At 43.6% G+C, this 23,342-nt stretch carries 22 protein-coding genes; 10 read left to right on the top strand and 12 right to left on the bottom strand.

Going from position 1 to position 23,342, the window contains the following annotated elements; genetic code table 11:
• The first annotated feature begins 52 nt into the window (after positions 1-52).
• Entirely contained in the window at positions 53-832 is a 780-nt protein-coding gene (locus VXQ11_RS03500) for a glutathione S-transferase N-terminal domain-containing protein (RefSeq protein WP_416705426.1), read from the top strand.
• A 78-nt stretch (positions 833-910) separates the two neighbouring features.
• Here VXQ11_RS03500 and VXQ11_RS03495 read toward each other — a convergent pair whose 3' ends face one another.
• From VXQ11_RS03495 to VXQ11_RS03485, 3 genes are read right to left on the bottom strand one after another with little or no spacing between them, the layout of a single operon-like run.
• Positions 911-2,080: a JmjC domain-containing protein gene (locus VXQ11_RS03495; protein ID WP_416705425.1), complete on the bottom strand. Its 1,170-nt coding sequence runs from the start codon at positions 2,078-2,080 to the stop codon at positions 911-913.
• A 29-nt stretch (positions 2,081-2,109) separates the two neighbouring features.
• Positions 2,110-2,703, bottom strand: a complete 594-nt coding sequence (locus VXQ11_RS03490; RefSeq protein WP_416681081.1) for a Maf family protein — start codon at positions 2,701-2,703, stop codon at positions 2,110-2,112.
• Positions 2,703-3,086, bottom strand: a complete 384-nt coding sequence (locus VXQ11_RS03485; protein ID WP_004279857.1) for a DUF2237 family protein — start codon at positions 3,084-3,086, stop codon at positions 2,703-2,705. Before VXQ11_RS03485 ends, VXQ11_RS03490 begins: the two co-directional genes overlap by 1 nt.
• 139 nt (positions 3,087-3,225) lie before the next feature.
• Here VXQ11_RS03485 and VXQ11_RS03480 point away from each other — a divergent pair, with 139 nt between their 5' ends.
• The 4 genes from VXQ11_RS03480 to VXQ11_RS03465 all read left to right on the top strand — a co-directional run bounded on the left by VXQ11_RS03480 (position 3,226) and on the right by VXQ11_RS03465 (position 6,942).
• Positions 3,226-4,413, top strand: a complete 1,188-nt coding sequence (locus VXQ11_RS03480; RefSeq protein ID WP_064102051.1) for a phosphoglycerate kinase — start codon at positions 3,226-3,228, stop codon at positions 4,411-4,413.
• A gap of 151 nt (positions 4,414-4,564) precedes the next feature.
• On the top strand, positions 4,565-4,843 hold the full coding sequence (locus tag VXQ11_RS03475) for a hypothetical protein (protein WP_064102052.1): 279 nt from the start codon (positions 4,565-4,567) through the stop codon (positions 4,841-4,843).
• A 120-nt stretch (positions 4,844-4,963) separates the two neighbouring features.
• Complete coding sequence (gene fba / locus VXQ11_RS03470) at positions 4,964-6,001, top strand: class II fructose-bisphosphate aldolase (RefSeq protein WP_064096059.1); 1,038 nt, start codon at positions 4,964-4,966, stop codon at positions 5,999-6,001.
• A gap of 86 nt (positions 6,002-6,087) precedes the next feature.
• Entirely contained in the window at positions 6,088-6,942 is an 855-nt protein-coding gene (locus VXQ11_RS03465; RefSeq protein ID WP_416705424.1) for an EamA family transporter, read from the top strand.
• Here VXQ11_RS03465 and VXQ11_RS03460 read toward each other — a convergent pair.
• Both VXQ11_RS03460 and nfsB read right to left on the bottom strand, forming a co-directional pair.
• Positions 6,905-7,132, bottom strand: coding sequence for a hypothetical protein (locus tag VXQ11_RS03460; protein WP_081406359.1), 228 nt, complete (start codon positions 7,130-7,132; stop codon positions 6,905-6,907). The genes VXQ11_RS03465 and VXQ11_RS03460 overlap by 38 nt on opposite strands.
• 107 nt (positions 7,133-7,239) lie before the next feature.
• Positions 7,240-7,893 carry an oxygen-insensitive NAD(P)H nitroreductase gene (nfsB, locus tag VXQ11_RS03455; protein ID WP_416705423.1) on the bottom strand — a complete coding sequence of 218 codons (654 nt, stop codon included), beginning with the start codon at positions 7,891-7,893 and terminating at the stop codon, positions 7,240-7,242.
• Between the two features lie 243 nt (positions 7,894-8,136).
• On the opposite strand from nfsB, the gene hpaI reads away from it, so the two are divergent.
• Positions 8,137-8,931, top strand: coding sequence for a 4-hydroxy-2-oxoheptanedioate aldolase (gene hpaI / locus VXQ11_RS03450; protein ID WP_416681085.1), 795 nt, complete (start codon positions 8,137-8,139; stop codon positions 8,929-8,931).
• Positions 8,932-9,604: 673 nt separating this feature from the next.
• Positions 9,605-9,826, top strand: a complete 222-nt coding sequence (locus VXQ11_RS03445; RefSeq protein ID WP_171254949.1) for a transposase — start codon at positions 9,605-9,607, stop codon at positions 9,824-9,826.
• Positions 9,827-9,856: 30 nt separating this feature from the next.
• Here VXQ11_RS03445 and VXQ11_RS03440 read toward each other — a convergent pair whose 3' ends face one another.
• Both VXQ11_RS03440 and VXQ11_RS03435 read right to left on the bottom strand, forming a co-directional pair.
• The gene (locus VXQ11_RS03440; RefSeq protein WP_416681086.1) at positions 9,857-10,576 is read right to left on the bottom strand and encodes a UDP-2,3-diacylglucosamine diphosphatase; all 720 of its coding nucleotides are present in this window, start codon (positions 10,574-10,576) and stop codon (positions 9,857-9,859) included.
• A gap of 135 nt (positions 10,577-10,711) precedes the next feature.
• Entirely contained in the window at positions 10,712-11,221 is a 510-nt protein-coding gene (locus VXQ11_RS03435) for a peptidylprolyl isomerase (protein WP_064096065.1), read from the bottom strand.
• 423 nt (positions 11,222-11,644) lie between these two features.
• Here VXQ11_RS03435 and VXQ11_RS03430 point away from each other — a divergent pair, with 423 nt between their 5' ends.
• On the top strand, positions 11,645-13,372 hold the full coding sequence (locus VXQ11_RS03430) for a glutamine--tRNA ligase/YqeY domain fusion protein (RefSeq protein ID WP_064096066.1): 1,728 nt from the start codon (positions 11,645-11,647) through the stop codon (positions 13,370-13,372).
• Positions 13,373-13,441: 69 nt separating this feature from the next.
• Complete coding sequence (locus tag VXQ11_RS03425) at positions 13,442-14,353, top strand: bestrophin family protein (protein ID WP_144723968.1); 912 nt, start codon at positions 13,442-13,444, stop codon at positions 14,351-14,353.
• A gap of 79 nt (positions 14,354-14,432) precedes the next feature.
• Here the strand turns inward: VXQ11_RS03425 and VXQ11_RS03420 are convergent, their stop codons facing one another.
• The 4 genes from VXQ11_RS03420 to putA all read right to left on the bottom strand — a co-directional run bounded on the left by VXQ11_RS03420 (position 14,433) and on the right by putA (position 20,875).
• Positions 14,433-14,993, bottom strand: a complete 561-nt coding sequence (locus VXQ11_RS03420; protein ID WP_064096068.1) for a lecithin retinol acyltransferase family protein — start codon at positions 14,991-14,993, stop codon at positions 14,433-14,435.
• A 391-nt stretch (positions 14,994-15,384) separates the two neighbouring features.
• Positions 15,385-15,609 (bottom strand): hypothetical protein, encoded by a 225-nt coding sequence (locus tag VXQ11_RS03415; protein ID WP_034436106.1) that lies wholly within the window; start codon positions 15,607-15,609, stop codon positions 15,385-15,387.
• A gap of 243 nt (positions 15,610-15,852) precedes the next feature.
• Positions 15,853-16,935 carry a tRNA (uridine(54)-C5)-methyltransferase TrmA gene (gene trmA, locus VXQ11_RS03410; RefSeq protein WP_064102057.1) on the bottom strand — a complete coding sequence of 361 codons (1,083 nt, stop codon included), beginning with the start codon at positions 16,933-16,935 and terminating at the stop codon, positions 15,853-15,855.
• A 184-nt stretch (positions 16,936-17,119) separates the two neighbouring features.
• A complete protein-coding gene (gene putA / locus VXQ11_RS03405) occupies positions 17,120-20,875 on the bottom strand; it encodes a trifunctional transcriptional regulator/proline dehydrogenase/L-glutamate gamma-semialdehyde dehydrogenase (protein WP_416705422.1) in 3,756 nt (1,251 codons plus the stop codon).
• 118 nt (positions 20,876-20,993) lie between these two features.
• Between putA and VXQ11_RS03400 the strand changes: the two genes are divergently transcribed.
• Positions 20,994-21,488 (top strand): Lrp/AsnC ligand binding domain-containing protein, encoded by a 495-nt coding sequence (locus VXQ11_RS03400; protein ID WP_416681091.1) that lies wholly within the window; start codon positions 20,994-20,996, stop codon positions 21,486-21,488.
• A gap of 64 nt (positions 21,489-21,552) precedes the next feature.
• Here the strand turns inward: VXQ11_RS03400 and putP are convergent, their stop codons facing one another.
• Positions 21,553-23,061 (bottom strand): sodium/proline symporter PutP, encoded by a 1,509-nt coding sequence (putP, locus tag VXQ11_RS03395; RefSeq protein WP_416705421.1) that lies wholly within the window; start codon positions 23,059-23,061, stop codon positions 21,553-21,555.
• Between the last annotated feature and the right edge of the window lie 281 nt (positions 23,062-23,342).

The raw sequence follows: 23,342 nt of genomic DNA, 5'->3' as shown, positions 1-23,342 counted from the left end.
CAGTTTAGATTGCAGCTTTCACGGCTTGAAAATAATAAAGAGGATAGATGATATGTTAGGTCATCAGATTAAAGTAGCACAGGCATTGGCATCTGCATTTCTGGAAGGCGGTCGAGGAACGACTGGAACCCCGTTTCCAAACCAGCCTGAAAAGCCGCTAAAGCTTTATGAATACGAAGGCTCACCATTCTGTCGCCGTGTACGTGAAGTGATGACTTTACTGAACCTCGATTACGAAGTGTATCCATGTCCACGAGGTGGTAAACGCTTTCGTCCCGAAGTAAAACAGCAGGGCGGTAAACTTCAGTTCCCATTTTTAGTGGATGAAAACACGGGAGATAAGCTCTACGAATCTCAGGATATTATTCACCACCTGTTTAAGCATTATGGCAAAATTGGTAAAACCCCAGCCAAATATGCAAATTATCCAAAGGTGCCAGTTGCCGCCATTGCCGGTACGATGGTGAACGGCCTGCGTGGTGGTATGGCGAAACCCTTAAAGAAAGATAAACCTGTACCTGCACAGCTTCTTGAACTGTGGGGCTTTGAAGCCAGCCCATATACCCGTATTGTCCGTGGTGTATTGTCTGAGCTAGAAATTCCCTATATCTACCATAATGTAGCGAAAGAGCGCTGGCAGGATCAGGGTCTGGCAAAACTGCGACTAAAACCGGGTAAATATGAACCATTGCCGGGCGGTAAGCGTGAACATGTCTTAGAAGTGATGGGAAATAATATTCAGGTACCTTATCTGGTCGACCCGAATACCAATGTGAAAATGTTCGAATCGAAAGATATTGTGGATTATCTAAAACGTCAGTATGGATCTTGATTCCTGTAACTGTTTTAAATAAAAGAATTCCTAAGCCAGAAAAAAAAGAGGATCATTTGATCCTCTTTTTTATATTTCTTATTCTTCTTCAGCAGGTGGAACCAGCATGAGAATTGATTCATTGAGCAGATCTGCCAGATCTTCCAGCATATCTTCATCAGCAAAGTCCAGATCCAGCATCACAGACTCACCATTGGCAATCAGCTTGAGTTTTTCTGCAAAAGCTTCCGAGACACATAAACCTTCGCCATTGCCCCAGAACAGTACTTCACCATCTTCTTCAGTATAAAGCAGGCGTGATGCAGGCTCGAGCATAATGCTATAACCCTGATCCAATGCCTCTTCCAGGTCGCCCGTACCAATTTCCTCAGCTTCCGGAAGGTTTTCTGGGTATTTGGGTTCAGACATCAGGCTCATAATGGCATCTTCAAGTACATTGGAGTTATGCAGCTGCTCCATGATTTTGTCTTTCAGATATTCAAGCTCATTGCCTGTGACTTCACCGGCAGCACTGATTTGATCACGAATGATGTCAGTCAGAGGATTGCGTAAAGCTTCATTTTCGGCAAACTTGTCGCCGACACGATCCATCATGTCACTGACATTCGGCATACGGAAACCGAAAGAATAAGTCAGGCAGTCATCTTCAGCGACGCCGTAGTGAGCCAGACCAGGCGGCACATAGAGCAAGTCGCCAGGTGCCAGGACTTCATCAAAATTAACTTCCATTTCTGGTAACAGTTTGAGTGGTTGACCTGGAACGAATGCAGTTTCGGCATCACACATTTGCCCAAGCTGCCAGCGACGGTGGCCATAGCCTTGTACCAGAAATACATCATAGAAGTCGAAATGTTTGCCGACTGAACCGCCTTGCGGTGCATAAGACACCATAATGTCATCGCGACGCCATTGTGGAATAAACGGGAATTTTTTCCAAAGTGCCGACAGGTCAAATGAATAGTGATCTACAGCCTGAACCAAAAGCGTCCAGAATTTGGGCATCTTCTGGAAATCTGCTTTGAGTAAAGGCGAAGATTTCACGCTCCACTGATTCGGATCACGGTCTTTCTGCTTGATGAGACGGGCAGTGACATGTTCTTCAAGCGCAAGTTCCATCACATCGTTGGGTTCAAGCAAACTGACGATTTCAGGCATCGCATTACGCACCAGTAAAGGTTTCTTTTGCCAGTATTCACTAAGGAATTGTTCAGCGGTCATACCGCCTAATACGTCTAAAGGTTGAGACATAGAGTACAGCCTGAATTTAAAGGGAGAGATTAAGGAACCAGAATTTTTAATTCACGAAGAATATGACAGAGCTTGATCATCGGCATGCCCATCAGTGTAGTCTGGTCTTGTCCGATCATTTCTTCAAACAAGCTGATGCCGAGGCTTTCGCACTTAAAGCTGCCTGCACATTGCAAGGGTTGTTCAATTTCGATATAGCGCTCGATTTCGGCCTGAGACAGTTTACGAAACTTGACTTTATAGTGTTCAACCAGACTTTGTTCAAAACCGGTCGATCGCTGCTGCACACTGAGCGCCGTACTGAAATATACAATTTTGTCCGAGTTGGCTTGTAGCTGGCGAATAGCTTTTTCAGTCGTTAACGGTTTACCGATAAAAATATCCGGTGCACCTTCACGCCATGCCACCTGATCCGAGCCGATCACAATCGCTTCTGGATTCTGTTCAGCAATATATCTGGCTTTCTCGAAAGCCAGTCGTTGTGCCAGATCATCTGCATGATTTTCCCCGCGAGGAGACTCATCAATATCCGGAACTACGGAAATATAATCAATATGCAAACGATCCATCAGCGCTTTGCGGGTTTGACTGGATGATGCCAAGATAATCTGTACAGAATTCATTAGACAGCATATTCCTCAAGAATATTTAACGGTACGTAAGCAAGAACAGCTTTGTGACAGGCTTGCAGCTTGATCGGTGGTGCCTGACCGGCTTCATAGGCTTCTACCCAGCGCGTCACGCAGATACACCAGAAATCGCCAGGCTGCAGGCCAGGAAAGTCCAGTTCCGGTAAAGGTGTAATCAGATCATTACCGACTTTTTGGGAAAAATTCAGAAACTCTGAAGTCATTTGCGCACATACCGTATGTTGCCCCAGATCAGTGGTTGCAGTATGGCAAAAGCCATTGCGGAAATACCCGGTAATCGGATCGAAGCAACAGCTGGACAAAGGCTCACCTAACACGTTCAAACGGTTAAGATTTGGATCAGGATGTATCGACATAAGGACTGAATCTAAAAGAGGCTTTTTTCTATCATAACAAAACTTTGGCATTCATAATGATTTCTGCAAAAGATGCTAACCTTTTTCTGCATAATCATTTAAAATCGGCTGGTTTTAATATCTATAAAGTGAGCTTTACATGAACTTTCAGCGTATGACTGACCTCGATTTAGCAGGTAAACGTGTTCTGATCCGTGAAGATTTAAACGTTCCTGTTAAAAATGGTGTGATCACCAGCGATGCGCGTCTTCGTGCAGCATTGCCAACGATTAAAGCAGCACTAGAAAAAGGCGCTGCAGTAATGGTGTATTCTCATCTGGGTCGTCCGGTTGAAGGTGAGCCTAAGGCTGAACAGTCACTTGCCCCTGTAGCGGCTTACCTGACTGAAGCGTTGGGTCAGGAAGTGAAACTGTTCACTGACTATTTAGATGGCGTTGATGTTCAGCCAGGTCAGGTCGTTCTGCTTGAGAACTGTCGTTTTAATGTGGGTGAAAAGAAAAACAACCCTGAGCTTGCAGCAAAATATGCAGCACTTTGCGACGTATTTGTAATGGATGCCTTTGGTACAGCACACCGTGCAGAAGCATCTACTGAAGGTGTGGCACGTTTAGCGAAAGTCGCCGCTGCAGGTCCTTTACTGGCTGCTGAACTTGATGCGCTGGGTCGTGCGTTAAAAACTCCAGAAAAGCCAATGGTGGCGATTGTTGCGGGTTCTAAGGTATCTACTAAACTAGACGTATTAACTTCACTCTCTGATATCTGTGATCAATTGATTGTGGGTGGTGGTATTGCCAATACATTCCTTGCTGCAGCGGGTTATAACGTAGGTAAATCATTGTGTGAAAAAGACCTAATCGATACAGCAAAAGCCATTGCTGCAAAAGTATCAGTTCCGCTTCCTACTGACGTTGTGGTTGCAGATGCCTCTGAAATCAACTTTGAAGATTTCCTGGGTTCATTGGCTGCAGCGAAAGCAACGGTGAAAAACGTTGCAGATGTTGCTGATAATGACATGATTCTAGACGTTGGTCCGGAAACTGCGAAAGCATTTGCAGAAATCCTGAAAACATCTAAGACGATTCTTTGGAATGGCCCGGTCGGCGTATTTGAAGTAGATCAATTCGGTGAAGGGACTAAAACTTTATCTTTAGCGATTGCTGAATCGGAAGGTTTCTCGATCGCGGGTGGTGGGGACACACTTGCTGCGATTGATAAATACGAAGTGGCTGACAAAATTGGTTATATCTCGACGGGTGGTGGTGCATTCCTTGAGTTTGTTGAAGGTAAAACACTTCCTGCTGTTGCAGTGCTATTGGAACGCGCTTAAGTGTAGGTTCTGATTTAAAAAGCTGGCACGATGCCAGCTTTTTTTTATTTTTATAGATCAGAGATTCTGAATCTGTTCATCATTTGGTCATTAAAATGCAATAAACCTGTCATATGATGCAGACCATGAGTCAACAAAACGAGATCTCCTGATGAAACAGCAACTCACTTTAGCTGCATTACTGGCAGCATCTTTGGCCTTAACCGCATGTGCGAAACAGGAAAGTGCCCCAGAATCTGAAGTAGAAGGTTCAGCACCTGTTGCTGCAGAAACCGTAAGCCCAGAACAGCAGGCAGCAATTAATGCCATTGATAAGCCGGTTCTGGATGAAAAAAATATGGATGTCCCGCCTGAAATTGCCAATGCGTCGGCAGATGCAGCTACACCAGATGAATCTGGAGCCGCAGCTTCTGAGCCTGTTACACACTAAGTGAGAGTACGCAAGTAAAAATCCCTGCAAAAGCAGGGATTTTTTATAAAATATTGTATTTTTTGGCTGTATTGAAATAGTTGAACATGTAGAATATGGCCCATTACCTGGGAGGATATTATGGCTCTTATTTCGATGCGCCAGCTCTTGGACCACGCCGGCGAACATGCATACGGCGTACCAGCGTTTAACGTAAACAACTTAGAACAAATGCGTGCAATCATGCTCGCAGCAGATGCAACCAATTCACCTGTAATCGTACAGGCGTCTGCGGGTGCTCGCAAATATGCAGGTGCACCATTCTTGCGTCACCTGATTTTGGCTGCAATTGAAGAATGGCCACATATTCCAGTGGTAATGCATCAGGATCATGGTACTAGCCCTGACATTTGTCAGCGTTCTATCCAGTTGGGCTTTACTTCGGTCATGATGGACGGCTCACTGGGTGAGGATGGTAAAACGCCAACTTCATACGAATACAACGTCGACGTTACTCGCCGTACTGTACAAATGGCACATGCATGTGGCGTTTCAGTAGAAGGTGAAATCGGCTGTCTGGGTAGCCTGGAAACAGGAATGGCAGGCGAAGAAGATGGCGTAGGCGCTGAAGGCGTACTTGACCATTCTCAGCTTCTGACTTCTGTTGAAGAAGCGCGTCAATTCGTTGCAGATACCAATGTTGATGCATTAGCAATTGCAGTCGGTACTTCTCATGGTGCCTACAAGTTTACTCGTCCACCTACAGGCGATATTCTTGCGATTGACCGCATCAAAGAAATTCATGCAGCTCTGCCAAATACTCATCTTGTTATGCACGGTTCAAGCTCTGTGCCACAAGAATGGCTGGCAGTGATTAACCAGTATGGCGGTGACATCAAAGAAACGTATGGTGTACCTGTTGAGCAACTGGTTGAAGCGATCAAGCACGGTGTGCGTAAAATTAATATCGACACTGACTTGCGTTTGGCGTCTACAGGTGCAATGCGTCGTATGATGGCTGAAAAACCAAGCGAATTCGATCCACGTAAATTCTTCAGTGCAACTGTAGATGCAATGAAGCAAATCTGTATTGATCGTTATGAAGCTTTTGGTACTGCAGGTAATGCAGACAAGATTCGCCCGATTTCTCTAGAGAAAATGGTCGAGCGTTATAAATAATTCCTGTTGAATGATTTATAAGAAGGGCCCACAGCAAATGTGGGCTTTTTTATGGATAAATAAAGATGAAAAAATAAGAGCAGCGTATGGAACTGATTTTTATTGCAGCATTATGTAGTGTTGTAGTCTCAATATTATTAAAAGTCGCCAGGAACAAAGGCTTGAGCCCGATTCACATGATTAGCTGGAACTATGCCTCAGCTAGTCTCTTATGTTTTGTCTGGTTCAAGCCTGATATTCAGCATATTTCAATGTCCCAGACACCGTGGTTACTCATTTTAGCTTTGGGTATTTTGCTTCCTAGCGTATTCCTGTTTCTGGCTCAGGCCTTACAGACAGCGGGAATTTTAAAAACAGAAATTGCCCAGCGTCTCTCGGTGGTTTTATCTCTGGCGGCAGCCTATTTTATTTTTCAGGAACAGTTCAACCAGCTAAAAATACTGGGTATTGCCTTGGGGATCAGTGCAGTACTGTGCATTCTGCTTTCACATCGCCAAAGTAGCGGGCAGGGCAGTCAGGGAATGTTATATCTGGGTTTGGTCTGGATGGGTTATGCACTGATTGATGTATTGTTGAAATATACGACCAGTCTGGGTTTGCAATTTGCCGTAGCGCTTAATCTGATGTTTGTATGCGCCATGATTCTATCGATGCTGTATCTACTACTCAAATATCATCATCTGGGGTCCGGCAAGGACATCGGCTTAGGCCTGCTACTGGGCGTACTGAACTTCGCCAACATCGCCTTTTATGTCAAGGCACATATGCTGCTTAAAGATACACCGGCAATCGTGTTTGCCGGCATGAATATTCTGGTAGTCATTTTTGGTGTAATTGCAGGGTTGCTGATCTTTAAGGAGCGCCTCAAACCTGCAAGCACGATAGGATTAATCCTAGGTGTGATCAGTGTGATTTGCCTAGCTTATGCAATGTCTGTCTAACATAGGAAGAGGCAAATTCAAGCGGATAACGCAGCAGGTCTTGTTTTTCTGCCCGTCCCAGCAGCAAGCCGGCCTGTTTACAGTCGGGACAATGCGGATAACGATACTGGGAATGCGCATAATGGTGTAAATAGATTTTATCGCAATGTTTGCATTCGAATTTTAAGGAGCGGGAAGCTATAACAGACATGGATACCTCTAATTGTTATTCTAGTTAGATATTTGGAGAATAAAGCAAAAAATAGGCCCGAATTGATATGCAAAGGGGCACTTGGCCCCTTTTATAACATAATTTAATTACAGTTTGGTGAAAATATCTTCGGCAGGTAGGCGTGATTTAGGTAGCTTGGCATTGAAGTCATTTTCACTGCGATAGCCTAAAGTCAACAATACGGAAGGGGTCAAACCCTGTTCTGCAAGTTGTAGTTCTTCACTGATAATCTCTTCATCAAAACCGCCAATCGGTGTGGCATCGATACCTTCAATTCCGGCAGCCAGAAGCAACTGGCCTAGTGCAATAAAGGTCTGGTTTTCCGCCCAGCGCTGAATATCTCCTTTTTCATTACGATAGTAATGTATATAGCCTGCGCGTGTATTTTTCTGGCCTTCCTTGGCAGATTCATCTTTAAAACGGCCGCTAAGATCATCACGGTTTAATAAGTTGTCTAAATGTTGCTCATTAATATCTGCTTTGGTGCAGAATAAAATGGTATGTGAAGAATCCAGAACTTTGGGTGCATTGTAGGCATAAGTGCCGACCAAGGCTTTTGCAATGCGCTTTTTGGCAGCATCATGATCCGCAATAAAAAAATGCCACGGCTGAATATTGATCGAAGAGGGGGTAAGACGCAAAATTTCTAACAGGCGATCAAACTGGGCTGGGGGGATTTTTTTGCTAGGATCATAGGCTTTAGTGGTGTAGCGATTTTGCGCGATCTTGAGTAAATCCATCAATGGACTCCAATCTTTTCAAATAAGCAGCGGGTAGGGATTTTAACTATATACACTTTCCTATTCCCCAGATTATTACAATAAAACAGCATCTAGCAAAGCCAATTCTAAAATGATCTTGAACTGTGTATCAGCCAAACTTAGAGCTAAATCAGATTAAAAACTATTTTTTGTCTATTGGCACTTTTAAGCAAGAAGCGTTTAATAAGAGGCATCGGCAGCAACATGCAAATAGGTTAGCGGATGCAAGTGACCAATTATTTTAAACACAAACTTAAAACCCAGCAGCAAATCGGCTTATGGATTGGACTGGCCGATGCCTATGGTACCGAGATTGCAGCCAATGCAGGCTACGACTGGTTGTTGATTGATGGTGAGCATGCACCCAGTGATCTGAGAACGACCTTGTCACAACTGCAAAGTATTGCTGCTTATCCCTCGCAAGCCGTAGTACGGCCGCCCATTGGCAGCGTACAACTGATTAAGCAGCTCCTTGATATCGGAGCACAAACGCTGTTGATTCCGATGGTGGAAACTGTGGAACAGGCCGAGCTTATGGTAAAGGCAGTTCGTTATCCGCCTGAAGGGATTCGTGGTGTAGGCGCTGCGCTGGCACGTGCTACCCGCTGGAACAGTATTCCGGATTATTATCAAAGGGCTCATGAGGAAATCTGTCTATTAATTCAGATTGAATCAGTAACAGGGCTGGAAAATCTGGATGCTATTCTTCAGCTTGACGGGATTGATGGGGTATTTATTGGTGCTGTCGACTTGTCTGCGACCATGGGCTATCAAGGTGATCCAAATCATCCTGAAGTGCAAAAAGCAGTAGTAGATGCCATTCAACGTATTCGTGCTGCCGGCAAGGCCGCAGGGATTTTGTCGACCCAGCATGAAGTGACTCAGAAATATCTGGAGCTTGGCACTGAGTTTGTCGCTGTGGGCGTGGATACCAGCGTTTTGATAAATTCTTTACGTGATCTGCTAGGAAAATATAGAAAGGATATCAATGTAATTCACCCGACTGGCGGCTATTAATCAATAAGAACTTCTGAATGAATAGCTTGCTTAGATTTTTGGTTTACTTTTAATCAGAAATTTTTTAGGATGAGCTATTCATTCAGCTATAAGAAGAAAATCCCAAGGAATCTTCAGGAAGCGGAACAGTTTTTACAAGAACAGCAGAACACCTTAAAGAATAAACGTCAGCAAAGAACTAGACGAGCGCAACAAGCTTTTTTTATGATTCACGTACTGTTTGCAGCCTTAAATGCTATTCTCTTGATCCTAAATTATCAAAAGACAGGAGAGTGGAACTTGCTGTACCTCGGGCTGAGTTTCATGTCTCTAATATTGATTTTAAGGTATTTAAAGACAGGTTTTGTTTATCAACGGAAATGAAATAACGTTAAAATGAATTTTAGATAATGAAAGTTAAAAGCCTAATAATTAACAAAGCATGAGAAAAGTTCTTAAAAATCCCATTCTATTGTAATGACAATGTATGTTTGCTTTCCTCGGGAATAAAGGGTATAGTGGCAAAACTTCGAGCGAGTATAGTTCTCGCTTTTATTATTTTTAGCTGATTGTGATTCACTTTTGGTTCAAGCATTTAAGCTTGAATAACATCTAGTAACTACAGAATTATTATACAAATTTGGTTTTATTAATCTCTTTGTACTGTCACAAAAAGCTCATATTATGAGTAAATATTTTGAATATATTAAATGAATGGCATGTCGCCACTGCCGTAAATGGTGGTGAAATTAACGTTAAATTAGTTCCTTTAAAGCGTAAACAGAGCACTCTGGATGGTTTTATCTGGGTAGAAGTTGGAAAAATGATCCAGCTGCAAACTGGTGAGGAAATCCTTTTTAATCTTGATGGTAAAAGCTTTTATACCGGTGTGAACCAGCTTTATCGTTTGTGTTAAGCTAATCTATATCTTAAAAAAAGTGGCTGATTAATATCGCCACTTTTTTAGTTTCAGCATATCAAAATTTTGGTCTGGCTGGATTTCCAGAATTTCAGCATATTCCTGTTTCCAGTCACCCAGTACAATGCGCTTTTTATTAGCTGCTTGATGAATGGCAGCCCGATGTGTATGACCGTGAATCAGCACATCAGCTTGTTTGAAGGCAGTTTCTACGGCAGATGCATTCACATCCATCACGGCATAGCTTTTTAATTGCTGCGCTTCATGGCTTTTTTTACGAAAGCCACTGGCCAGTCTGGCACGAAAGCTGAGCGGCATTTTGCGTAATACGCCTAAAACCCAAGGATGACGAATTATTTTTCTAAACCGTTGATAGGACACATCGTCGGTACACAGAGCATCGCCATGTTCAATGCGATATCGGGTCGAGCCAATATTAAAATGGGCAATCTCTGGCAAAAGTTGTCCAGAAAATTGATCCAAAAAATCCTGACCTAAGGCAAAGTCCCGATTACCTACCAGAAAATAAACCTGATTGCCTGCTTGAGTAAACTGTTTTAATGCAATGACAATCTCGTCCAGCCATGGAGAGGTATAGTCATCGCCAATCCAAGCATTGAACCAGTCACCCAGAATATACAGGTGGGTGTTTCGATCTTGATATTCAGTTAATAAATCTAAAAACCCCCGAACAAGTCGAGGGTGATCAGGTGACAAATGTAAATCTGAGATAAACAGATAGGTCACGAATCTTTTCCTTCTTTAATTTAACCCCTCCTGATCTCCCTTTGAAAAAGGGAGGAAAACCTTATTTTGATAAAAGGTGATTCCCTCCTTTATTAAAGGACTTGCGTAGCAGTGCTACTCAGGGAGGATTTAAACTTATTCAGAAATGATTTTTGCAGATTCGATCACGACATTTTCTAGAGGAACGTCAGCGTGATAGCCACGGTTACCAGTACGCACGTTTTTGATTTCATTTACAACATCCATACCTTCAACAACTTTACCAAATACGGCATAGCCCCAACCTTGAGCAGTTTTGCCAGTGTGGTTCAGGAATGAGTTGTTTTTCACGTTAATGAAGAACTGGGCAGAAGCAGAATGCGGAGCCTGAGTACGCGCCATTGCAATCGTACCTTCGTCATTGGTCAAGCCATTGTCTGCTTCGTTTTCGATTGCATCACGTGTTGCTTTTTCCTTGAAGTTTTCATCCATGCCGCCACCCTGGATCATGAAACCATCAATAACACGGTGGAAAATTACGCCGTCATAAAAACCGTCACGTACGTATTCTAAAAAGTTAGCTACGGTTTTAGGTGCTTTTTCAGTATTGAGTTCTAGAACAATACGACCTTTATTGGTGTTTAATTCGACTTGAGGAAAACTCATTGTGTAATCTCCTGATCATGGACAAGTGCCATGGTTTTTTCTGAATGAGTGAAGCATAAGCAAACTGCGTTCGACAAGGCAAGTAAAAACATTATTTTCTTTGTTAAAAGCATAAAAATAATACCTTATTTATACGTTGATTTATCAAGGCATTTCAAATACTGACAGACATGGCGTAATATTTCTGACAAGCATGGATTAAAACATTTTCTAATCTTTTAACGCCTGGATAGTTTGGTTATAGACAGGTTGCCGTATTTTCACTTTTTAAAATGAGTGAATTGAAATCAAATACCCGAGTTAGCGGTTGAGAGATTAATCACCTATAGTTAAACTAAGGAACTTTGTTAATGAATATACGTACAAATTGTACGATTAAATATTTGTTAATCCCTTTTTAACTTTAGAAGTGAATGATTGATCATGAAGCCAAATGATGTTGTGACATCTCTGCCCGAGAACCCGACCCAAAATAACAGTGCAGTCGATTCAGTGCAGCAGCAAGAGCAACAACCAGGCTTGGATTTTGTACGTCAGGTCATTACCGATGATTTAGCTGCTGGTCGCGTTCAACAGGTAGTGACGCGTTTTCCGCCTGAGCCGAATGGCTATTTACATATTGGCCATGTGAAAGCAATTTGCTTGAACTTCGGAATTGCTGAAGAATTTAAAGGTGTTTGTAACCTGCGTTTTGATGATACCAATCCGGATGCCGAAGAACAGGAATATGTTGATGGTATTGCCAATGACGTGAAATGGCTAGGCTTCCAGTGGGAAGGTGAGCCGCGTTATGCATCAAGCTATTTTGATCAACTTTATACCTGGGCAGTTCAGCTGATTGAGCAGGGTGATGCCTATGTTGATTTGCAAAGTCCAGAAGAGATCCGTTTAAACCGTGGTAACTTTGTTGAGCCGGGTAAAAACTCGCCACAACGTGATGCAACTGTTGCGGAAAACCTAGAACGTTTTGAAAAAATGCGTTGCGGTGAATACGCGGAAGGTCAGGCGGTTCTACGTGCCAAGATCGATATGACGTCACCAAACGTACATATGCGTGATCCGATTCTGTATCGTATTTTGCATTCTGAACATCATCAGACTGGCGATAAATGGAAAATTTATCCAATGTATGACTATGCGCATCCATTATCTGATGCGATTGAAGGCGTTACGCATTCACTGTGCACCTTGGAATTCCAAGATCATCGTCCGTTCTATGATTGGGTGATAGCAAAAGTTAAATCACCGTCAGTGCCACGTCAGTACGAATCTAGCCGTTTGAACGTGGATTACACCATCACCTCAAAGCGTAAACTGCGTAAACTGGTTGAAGGTGGCTTTGTTCAGGGGTGGGATGACCCACGTATGCCAACTGTAGTCGGTATGCGTCGTCGTGGTTTCACCCCTGAAGGTCTGCGTGATTTCTGTCAGCGCGTCGGTGTATCGAAGGTTGATGGCAGTATCGTCGATGTAGCCATGCTGGAATACTGTATTCGCCAGTCTCTGGAAAATACCGCCGCGCGTGGTATGGCCGTGTTAAATCCACTCAAAGTGACTTTAACCAATTTGCCAGCTGACATGGACCTGACCCATTCACGTCATCCGAATGTCGATATGGGTGAGCGTGTTATTCCACTGACGACCGAGCTGTTTATTGACCGTAAAGACTTTGAAGAAGAGCCACCAAAAGGCTTTAAACGTCTGATTCCAGGCGGTGAAGTCCGTTTACGTCATGCCTATGTCATCAAATGCGATGAAGTCATTAAAGATGAAAATGGTGAAGTGGTTGAGCTGAAATGTTCGATTGATCCTGAAACTTTAGGTAAAAATCCTGAAGGTCGTAAGGTGAAAGGCGTGATTCACTGGGTATCTGCGACTAAGGGTATTCCTGCCGAAGTGCGTATTTACGATCGTCTGTTTACGGAGTCTGATCCTGAAGTGGGCGATGACTTTCTGGAAAACCTCAACCCTGAATCATTGAAGGTGGTTCAAGCCGTGATTGAGCCTGCTTTGTCGCAAGCTCAGCCGGAAGATCGTTTCCAGTTTGAGCGTGAAGGCTATTTTGTGGCGGATCAATATGATCATTCCAGCGAAAAACCGGTATTTAACCGTATCCTTGATCTTAAGGACAGCTTTAAACCGGGCAAATAAGCTGGTTTAAGTCAAAATGTAAAAAGCCCAACTCTGGTTGGGCTTTTTTAATACAGCAGGGAACATTCCATGATTGTGCGTGATAAGAATAATAGTTTAGGTTTACTGTTTGCCTGGCAGGGAACGATTCTGCCCAAGGTGCTGCCCGCATTGGTTTTGGTGGTCTTTATTTCTGCCTTGCTGGTGTATTTGAGTCAGGCGCATTTCGTCAGCCTTCCTGCTGTCCCGGCAATTGGCTTTACGATTTTTGGTGTCATTCTCTCGATTTTTTTAAGTTTTAGAAATACGGCCTGCTATGATCGATGGTGGGAAGGACGCAAGCTGTGGGGTGCGTTGATTGCAACCACGCGCCATTTATGCCGTGACAGCCATGTTCTGGACGATCAAACCCGTGAAATCTTATTGTACCGCATGATGCTGTTTACCCATCTATTACGGGACCGATTGAGACAGCAAATGTCCAGCATTCAGGCTTATCAGGCCACTGCCAGCTTTGAACCCGAATCATTCGAGCAATTGCCCATGCAAATCAATCCCTCACAATGGGTGCTGGAGCAGATGCAAAAACAGCTGGTACAACAGTATCAGCAGGGCAAGATCAGCGATATTATTTATAACAACCTGAATCAGCATACTGTGGCCTTGGGAGATATTCAGGCCGGTTGTGACCGGATTTTGTCAACCCCATTGCCATTTTCTTATTCGGTGTTGTTGCATCGTGCGGTTTATTCTTTTTGCTTTATCTTGCCTTTCAGTTTGCAGGCGAATTTAGGCCTGTGGACGCCGATTCTGGTCGGATTGATTGCTTATATGTTGCTCGGGCTGGATGAGCTCAGTGCGGAGCTGGAAGAACCCTTTGGCTTGCAGGACAACGATCTGCCGCTAGATTCAATTGTACGACTGGTAGAGCGGGAAACCCTAAGCTCTTTAGGTAAAGCACTACCTGAGGCGATTCAAGCCAGAAAAGGCTATTTAACCTGATTTGCTATCTATATCTTCAAAATGTAAACACGGCTTCAACCTTTCCTGCTCATTATTTATCGGTAGACTAGGTGTTGAATTAACGATGTTTAAAATTAGTCAGGTCTGACACCTTGGTTTTAGCCTGATCTTGCAATTCACGATATTGTTGCAAACGCTGCTTGGCTTTATCTCTGAGTTTCTTCTTGATGTACAGTGCCAATGCGAAACTGGTGGTGGTCAGGGTCAGGAACATGCTGTTCATAAAACTCATCATTGAGCTGATATAGCCAATCGTCGTCAGGCGATTCATCATGTAAATTACTTGCGGACTACTTTCCACGCCGGTAATGGCCCAAGTGCACAAATGCTCGCAATTATTAATAATCAGATGATAGTTATTTTCATGCATTCTGGAACGCATGCGACGTACCACTTTACGACCTTTATATTTTGCCGAATCATAATGCTGTATGTGAATTGGTTTACCCTGACTGAAATTTTCAATCGAGGTGATTTCAATAGGGCGTTTTTTGAATAAATGCGCAAAACCGGAATAATGAATGACACGACCACGTCCGGCATAAATCCCGTGATGGGTATAGCCGAAATGTTTGACCATAAGATGTGCCCCTATGGGAAACCGTTTAGTCCGCTGCATATCAGAATTAAGCCATTTAAAAGCATTGTCGTTTAATAGGAAGTGTACTGTGTTTTACAAAATTAATCGATGTCTTGTCTGCATTTCAGAATAAAATTGGAGACTTGATCATCATTTTTTAAATAATTCAAAGAAGCTAGAATCGAAGAAATATAGAGGTGATAAAAAGATCTAAATAGCCTAAGAAAATCAGCTCTTGTCTAAAATCAAAACTTGGAATCGAAGGTATCATGCAGAATTTCTCTGCCTAATGACAGAGACTCTAAAGTCATTTTTAGCCTTATAACCTGAGTAAAGGAAGAGGGGATTAAATTATACAATCCCACTTCTCCAAATAAAAAAAGCACCTGATGAAACAGGTGCTTTTTTTTACGGCTGTAACGTTGGCCGATTATTGCAATGGCAAGTGCTGAAGTTCATTCAGCTCTTTGCGGCTATAGCCTCGAGATACGAGAACCTTTTTAATTCCGATGATGATTTCTTCATCAGTGGCTTTAGAAAGTGCTTCAAGAAGCTGTTCATTTGTCTTGCAAGAGCAATCATTTTCAACACAAGCGATTTGATTCTTGTGTTCATTGTGTTGTTCATTAGAAAACAACTTTTGCCAAAAACTCATAGAGCCTTCATACAACAACCTAACATAGAGTGAAATATAGCCAATTAAATAAATAAAGCAATAGGACCTATGTGATAAAAGCAGCAGTCAGACTTGAAAATTTCCGATTGAAGCCAACATTTCTAACGATATTTCTTGCTGTACAAGTCAATATTTATTATTAAGTTTATGATTATTAATACAAAAAATGGAGCTTCAAAAAGCTCCATTATTGTAACAATATAATAAATTGAAACAAATTCTTTATACTTTTTCCAGTAAAACACCTGTCTCTACATGGTGAGTATAAGGAAACTGGTCGAACATGGCGAATTTGCTGATTTTGTGGGTGTGAGACAATTGTTTCAGATTGTCATATAAAGTATCTGGATTACATGAAATGTAAATAATACGCTGGAAACGTTGTAACAACTTCAGTGTTTCAGTATCAATCCCAGCACGCGGTGGATCGACAAATACCGTATCAAAATCATAAGTCGAAATATCGATTTGTGCTTCCTGCAAGCGGCGGAAAACACGTTCGCCATTATAAGCTTGAGTGAATTCTTCGGCAGACAGACGCGCAACCTGAATATTTTCAATCTGGTTCTGCTCAATATTCCACTCAGCTGCATAAACTGAAGATTTGGCTAATTCAGTGGCCAATACACGGCGGAACTTGGTTGAAAGCGGCAGAGTGAAGTTGCCATTACCACAGTAGAGTTCCAGCAAATCTTTATCTGATTGTTCCGCTGCATCACATGCCCATTCCAGCATTTTTTGACAAACTTGTGCATTGGGCTGGGTGAAGCTGCTTTCGATCTGCTTATATTTATAGCGACGATCAAAAACAGACAGTTCTTCCACCACATATTCATCAGTCAGGACAAATTTCTGGCCACGGCTGCGACCAATCAGTTTGATGTTGAGTTTTTCCGCCAGCGCTTTTGCTGCTGGTTCCCAGCTTTCATCCAGTTTACGGTGATAAATTAGGGATACCAGAACCTGACCACTTAAAGTCGCCAGAAAATGTACTTCAAACAGGCGATGACCCAGATTGGCATCTGCCTTGAATGCTGCCAGTAGTTGCGGCATCAAGTCATTAATACTGCGGTCTGCAATTGGAAACTCATCAATCCGAATCACTTTTTTATTGTTGTTCTCGTCACGTTCAAACATGGCATAAAACAGATCATCTTCAGTATGCCAGATCCGGAATTCAGCACGCATGCGGAAATATTTTTCAGGAGACTGGAATACTTCTAAAGCAGGTGGTTGATATTCGGCAAACTGAGCGCTGATGCGTTCAATTTTGGCTTCAAGTTGTTGCTGATAAGATGAGGTCATATGCAGTAAGAAATCGCAAATATTTTAAAGCGCAAATGGTAGCAAAAAATTGCCGATCTGCCTAAGCCTATTCTGGTAGAACGGCTTTAAAAACTGCATAAAAAAGACCAAACACTCTGAGGAGAAAAATTTGGTCATAAAGAGGAAATATTTGAACTAAAAATGCGGGATTTATTCGACTTATTTAGAGATTACCCATGGTCATTAAACTGGCATTGCCGCCTGCCGCCGCCGTATTGATGCTGATGGCGCGTTCAATCACCAATCGTTCGACCGGAATATCGTAGTTTCCCGAACTCCAATGAGTAACACTAATAATTGGACCTTTTCGGGCTGCAATGCGTTTCTGCAAATCAATCAGTTCAGCAGTGTCACCATGATGCAGGACGGCACCAAATGCACCTATTTCAATATTCCGGATCACTTTAAACTGCTTGCTGACCGCGGCCGGCATCGTTGGTAAATATTTCAGCATAAAAGTATTGTCCGCCAGTACCGCAGGACGACTGCCAACCGATAAAATCGCCAGAATTTGCTGAATCTGATCCTGCTCGGTATGTGCTAAGGATAAAACACTTTCTCGTGGCAAGATGATGTACTGATTATCCTCACCAGTTGGGCCTTGCAGGCTAAAGCTTTGACCAGTCGCAATTTGCATAGGCGCTTTTAAAGATAAAGTTGGGAAAGTTTTAGCTAACCAAGCTTTAAACTCCTGAACAAGGTGATTTTCAACAAGGGCTGGCTCCGCTTGAACTGCATAAGGCTGAGCCAGTTTTTTCTCGGATACGTGATGCATTAAACGGTAGATATACAACGGGCCACCCGCTTTCGGGCCGGTGCCGGACAAGCCTTCACCACCAAATGGCTGGACACCCACGACAGCACCAACGATATTGCGGTTGATATACAGGTTGCCGACTTCTGCTCGCGCAATCACGGTTTGCATGGTTTCATCAATGCGCGTGTGCAAACCCATAGTCAGGCCATAGCCCTTACTGTTGATCTGATCTAATAACTGTTCCAGTTCGCCATATTTATAGCTGATCAGATGCAGTACCGGACCAAATACTTCACGTTCCAGATCATCCAGATTTGGCAGTTCAATCAGGGTTGGTGCAATGAATGTTCCTGGAGTTAATTCAGTCTGGTCTTGATTAAACATCAACTGATAAACTTTATGGCCTTTGCTGCGCATCTGCTCAATATGCTGTTGGATATTTTGTTGGGCTTCTGCATCAATCACCGGACCAATATCGGTTTTAAGCAAGACCGGATTGCCAACGCGCAACTGTTGCATCGCACCTTTGAGCATGTTGCGCACAGCCTCCAGATTATCTTCTTGCACACAGAGGACACGCAGGGCAGAACAGCGTTGACCGGCACTGTCATAGGCAGAGCTCACAACATCCAGCACCACCTGTTCGGTCAGGGCGGATGAATCCACAATCATGGCATTCTGACCACCGGTTTCAGCAATCAGGGTGACGCTTTCTCCAAACTGGTTTAGCCGTTCTGCAACGGTTTTTTGTAGAATTTGGGCGACCTCGGTGGAACCGGTAAACATGATGCCCTGAATACGCGAATCTGCACTGAGCTGTGCACCAATGGTTTCACCGCGCCCAGGTAGCAGCTGTAATACATCCTGCGGAATCCCTGCTTCCCATAAAATCTGTACGGCTTGTGCTGCAATCAGCGGTGTTTGTTCAGCCGGTTTGGCAATCACGGTATTACCTGCTACCAGTGCCGCTGAAATCTGGCCGGTAAAAATCGCCAGCGGGAAATTCCATGGACTGATACATAGCACGGTGCCTAAAGGCTGGATCTGTACATGGTCACTGAGATCCAAAACTTGAGCTGCATAATAGCGTAAGAAATCTACTGCTTCACGAACCTCAGCAATCGCATTGGCATAGGTTTTACCTGATTCACGAGAAAGAAGAATCATGAGCGGAAGCAAACGCTGTTCCATCAGTTCTGCTGCTCTATTCAGGCAGGCAGCACGCTCATTTTTTGACAGATTGGCCCAGAAACTTTGTGCATTAACTGCTTGGGTGAGCGCAATTTCGGTCTGTTCAGAAGTTGCTTCATAGACCGTGCCGACCACATCCTGATGTTGTGCCGGATTGATTACGGGGACTGCTTGGGTCGTATCCACGCTGTTAAATGCTGTTCCCATAGCCGCTGCCTGAAATTGCGTATTTGCCAGATTGACTGCGACGTCATTTAAAACACGGAGTTCAGCATCATTGGCCAAATCCAGTCCTGAAGAGTTAATGCGTGCATCGGCATAAAGATCTTGCGTATACGGAATATGTGGATGCTTGGCTCCCAATACGTTTTCCTGTTTTGATGCCTTTAAAATCGTTTGCTGTGGATTTTCAATCAAATCCTCAATGTTTAAAGTCTTGTCGGCAATACGATTGACGAAGGAGGTATTAGCACCATTTTCCAGTAAACGGCGCACCAGATAAGCCAGCAAAGTTTCATGATTACCCACGGGCGCATAGATCCGGCAGGGTATACCGAGTTTATTTTTCGCTGGATCGCCCACGACATTTTCATAGAGCGGTTCGCCCATGCCATGCAGACATTGAAACTCATATTGGCCAGCATAATACTGCTCAGGTTGCGCCAGTTGATAGATCGTCGCTACCGTTTGTGCATTATGAGTGGCAAATTGCGGGTAAATATAGTCCGGTTCAGCCAACAGCTTACGCGCACAGGCGATATAAGACAGATCGGTATGCACCTTTCGGGTAAATACCGGATAATCCGACATTCCATCAATCTGGGCCTTTTTGATTTCGCTATCCCAATACGCGCCTTTGACCAGACGAATCATCAGGCGTTTCTGGCTGCGTTTTGCCAGATCAATGATGTAATCCACGACATAGAAGCAGCGTTTTTGATAGGCCTGAATTACAAAGCCAATGCCTTTCCAGTCCTGCAATTGCGGTTCAAAACACAGGCGTTCTAACAGTTCCAGCGAAATCTCAAGGCGATCGCTTTCTTCAGCATCGATATTTAAACCAATATTGTATTGCTGGGCCAAGACCGCGAGTTTAAGTACTTTTGCATAGAGTTCCTCATGCACGCGATCCATTTGCGAGCGCTGATAACGTGGATGCAGGGCAGAGAGCTTGATAGAAATTCCGGGACCATCATAAACATCTTTATCCTGCGAAGATTGACCAATGGCATGAATGGCTTGCTGATAATCCTGATAATAACGATCAGCATCCGGGTCGGTCAGTGCTGCTTCACCCAACATGTCATAGGAATAGCGAAATCCTTTTTCTTCCAGCGGTTCGGCATTTTTTAATGCTTCATCAATGGTTTCACCCGTAACAAACTGCTCGCCCATCATGCGCATGGCAACATCGACGGCCTTACGGATAATCCCGCGGCCACTGCGTGCCAAAATACCAGTCAACAAGCTAGACAGGCTCTTTTGCTGAGGGGTTTCCATCAGCTTGCCAGTCAGCATTAGTCCCCAGGCTGCCGCATTCACAAACATTAGTTGGCTCTGGCCCAAATGTTCTTTCCAGTTGCCTTGATTGATTTTGTCTCGAATCAGCAGGTCACGTGTGGCTTTGTCCGGAATCCGTAGCAAGGCTTCTGCCAGACACATCAGGGCAATGCCTTCCTGAGAGGATAAAGAAAATTCCTGCAATAAACCCTGTACGATTCCGGCTTTCCCAGTGGAGCTTTTACGTTCACGCAAAGAATGTGCGAGATCAAAGGCAAGCGCCTGAATCTTGTCACTCATCTCGGAAGAAATTTCACTATGGGCCAATAACTCTTCGACGCATTCAGTTTCAGCACGACGCCATGCCGTATTAATCCGTTCTTCGTATTGGTTTTTATGTTTAAATTCAGCAATATAATTCGAGTGCTGGGCCGCATCTAAAATTGAATCTGGGCGGAGAGTGGTTGGCATAGTGACTTCCTGTACTGCGTCAATCAGTTCTTTGAGGTGAATGAGTTTTAATCTATAATCACAGAATATTTGACGAATATCTCACTATAGTTTTCGCTTTTTTTAGAGAATAATTCTAATGCCAAGTCCTTATTTGAACCTTGACCGTATAGATATTCGTATACTGGGTTTATTGCAATCTGATGCCAAGCTGTCCAATATCAAACTGGCTGAACTGGTCAATCTGTCACCTACGGCAGCCTTGGCCCGTGTACAAAAGCTGACCCGTGAAGGTTTTATTGTGGGCTATGAAGCGCGTCTCAACCCCGTGATGTTGAATAATGGTTTTGTGGTCTTTGTTGAAATTTTACTGGATAAAACCACACCGAATGTTCTAGATGAATTTTCCCATGCTGTGCGGCAGATTCCTGAAATTATTGAATGTCATATGATCAGTGGCGGTTTTGATTTCGTGGTGAAAATCCGCTGTGCCAATATGGATGAGTTCCGGAAAATCTCTGGTCAGATCTTGTGGCAATTGCCCGGAATTAAGGAAACGCGCAGTTATCCGGTGATGGAAGTGATTAAAGAAAGTCAAAGAATTCATCTGAAAATGCCGGGAAAAGCCAAATAATTAGCAGTAAATTAAAATCAAAAAGGGACGCGAAAGCCCCTTTAATTTATGCTGAAGAAAATGTTTATTTTTTCATTTCCGCCATTTCTTTTTGATACTCGGCTTTAGCCATTTCAAAGCGTTCGACTACATCAGCACTCGGTGCTTTATCCAGCAGGCTAACAATGATAATGCTGAGCGTGGCCAGAATAAAGCCCGGAATAATCTCATACAGACCGGTATCACCCATGTAATTTTTCCAGACAATTACAGTCACGGCACCGACCAGCATACCCACAATTGCGCCGTTGAGGGTCATTCGTTTCCAGAACAGAGACAAGATAATCAGCGGGCCGAATGCAGCACCAAAGCCGGCCCAGGCATAAGCCACCAGACCCAAAACCTTACTGTTCGGATTAATCGCCAGTGAAATCGCAACCAACGCGATCACCAAGACCATGCCGCGACCTACCCAAATCAGCTCTTTTTGTGAAGCATTTTTACGCAGGAAACTCTTGTATAAATCTTCGGTCAGGGTGGTTGAGCAGACCAGAAGCTGACAGCTTAAGGTACTCATAATTGCCGCCAAGATAGCAGCCAGAATGATTCCGGCAATCCAAGGATTAAACAGGATTTTGGTCAATTCCATAAATACCGTTTCAGGATTTTGATTCACCACTGAACCCAGTGCCGGATTGACCGTAAAATAGGCTATGCCGATATAACCAGCAGCCATTGCACCGCCTAGACATAGAATCATCCAGGTCATGCCAATGCGGCGTGCAGCAGGAATGGTTTTGACTGAATCTGCCGCCATAAAACGCACCAGAATATGCGGCTGACCAAAATAACCCAAGCCCCAGGCTAAACTGGAAATAATCGCAACGGTGCTTAAACCTTCAAGCATGCTGGAAGCATGTGGACGAGCCGATTCAAGGATTATACTCACTTGCTGGCTGTTGTCACCCAAGGCTAGGAAAGTAATGATCGGAGTCAGCAATAAGGCAAAAATCATCAAACCGGCCTGGAATGTATCGGTCCAGCTGATTGCCAAAAACCCGCCAATACAGACATAGAGAATGGTCGCCATGGCACCAATCATAAGTGCTGTGGTGTAATTCCAGCCAAAAAGACTTTCAAACAGACGTGCGCCTGCAACCATACCCGAGGCGCAATAAATTGCAAAGAACACCAGAATCACCAGGGCTGACAAGACTCGTAAAATACGCTTGCGGTCGGAAAAACGGCTGGTGAAATAATCCGGCAAGGTCAGGGCATTGTTCTGATATTCGGTATGTGCACGTAACCGGCCAGCGACCAGTAACCAGTTTAACCATGCGCCGATAATCAAACCGACTGCAATCCACGCCTCTGACAGGCCGGAGAGGTAAATGGCCCCCGGAAGACCCATCAATAACCAGCCACTCATATCCGATGCGCCCGCCGAAAGTGCAGTAACGACACTGCCCAGACTTCGCCCACCTAAAATATATTCATCAAAATTAGAGGTTGCACGGTAAGCATATAAACCGATTGCAATCATGGCGATAATATAAAACATGAAGGTAATCAGGGTGGGATTTAAATAAGTCATAGGCAGGGCATCCTGTAAATATGAAAATCATCGTCCAAGATGATTTTTTGTACGGAGATCGCAAGGCAGTGATTCAAGCATGGTTTAAAAATTACACTCTGTAACAATTGCACGGCTTTTATGTTTTCTTATTGTAAATTCATTCCGGATCCACTGAAATTGAACGATGAGTAGCTACGGGTATACAAGGCGAAAAGATGTCGATTAAGAAAAAGTGACAATGCATAATCAACAATTAACGTAGAGAAATTTTAGCCAGTAAATTACATAAACTTACAGAA

It is taken from the genome of Acinetobacter sp. 197, assembly GCF_048148385.1.
Classification (GTDB): domain Bacteria; phylum Pseudomonadota; class Gammaproteobacteria; order Pseudomonadales; family Moraxellaceae; genus Acinetobacter; species Acinetobacter pecorum.
The sequence above is the reverse complement of the archived record's forward strand: the minus strand, read 5'-3'. Positions and strand labels throughout refer to the sequence as shown.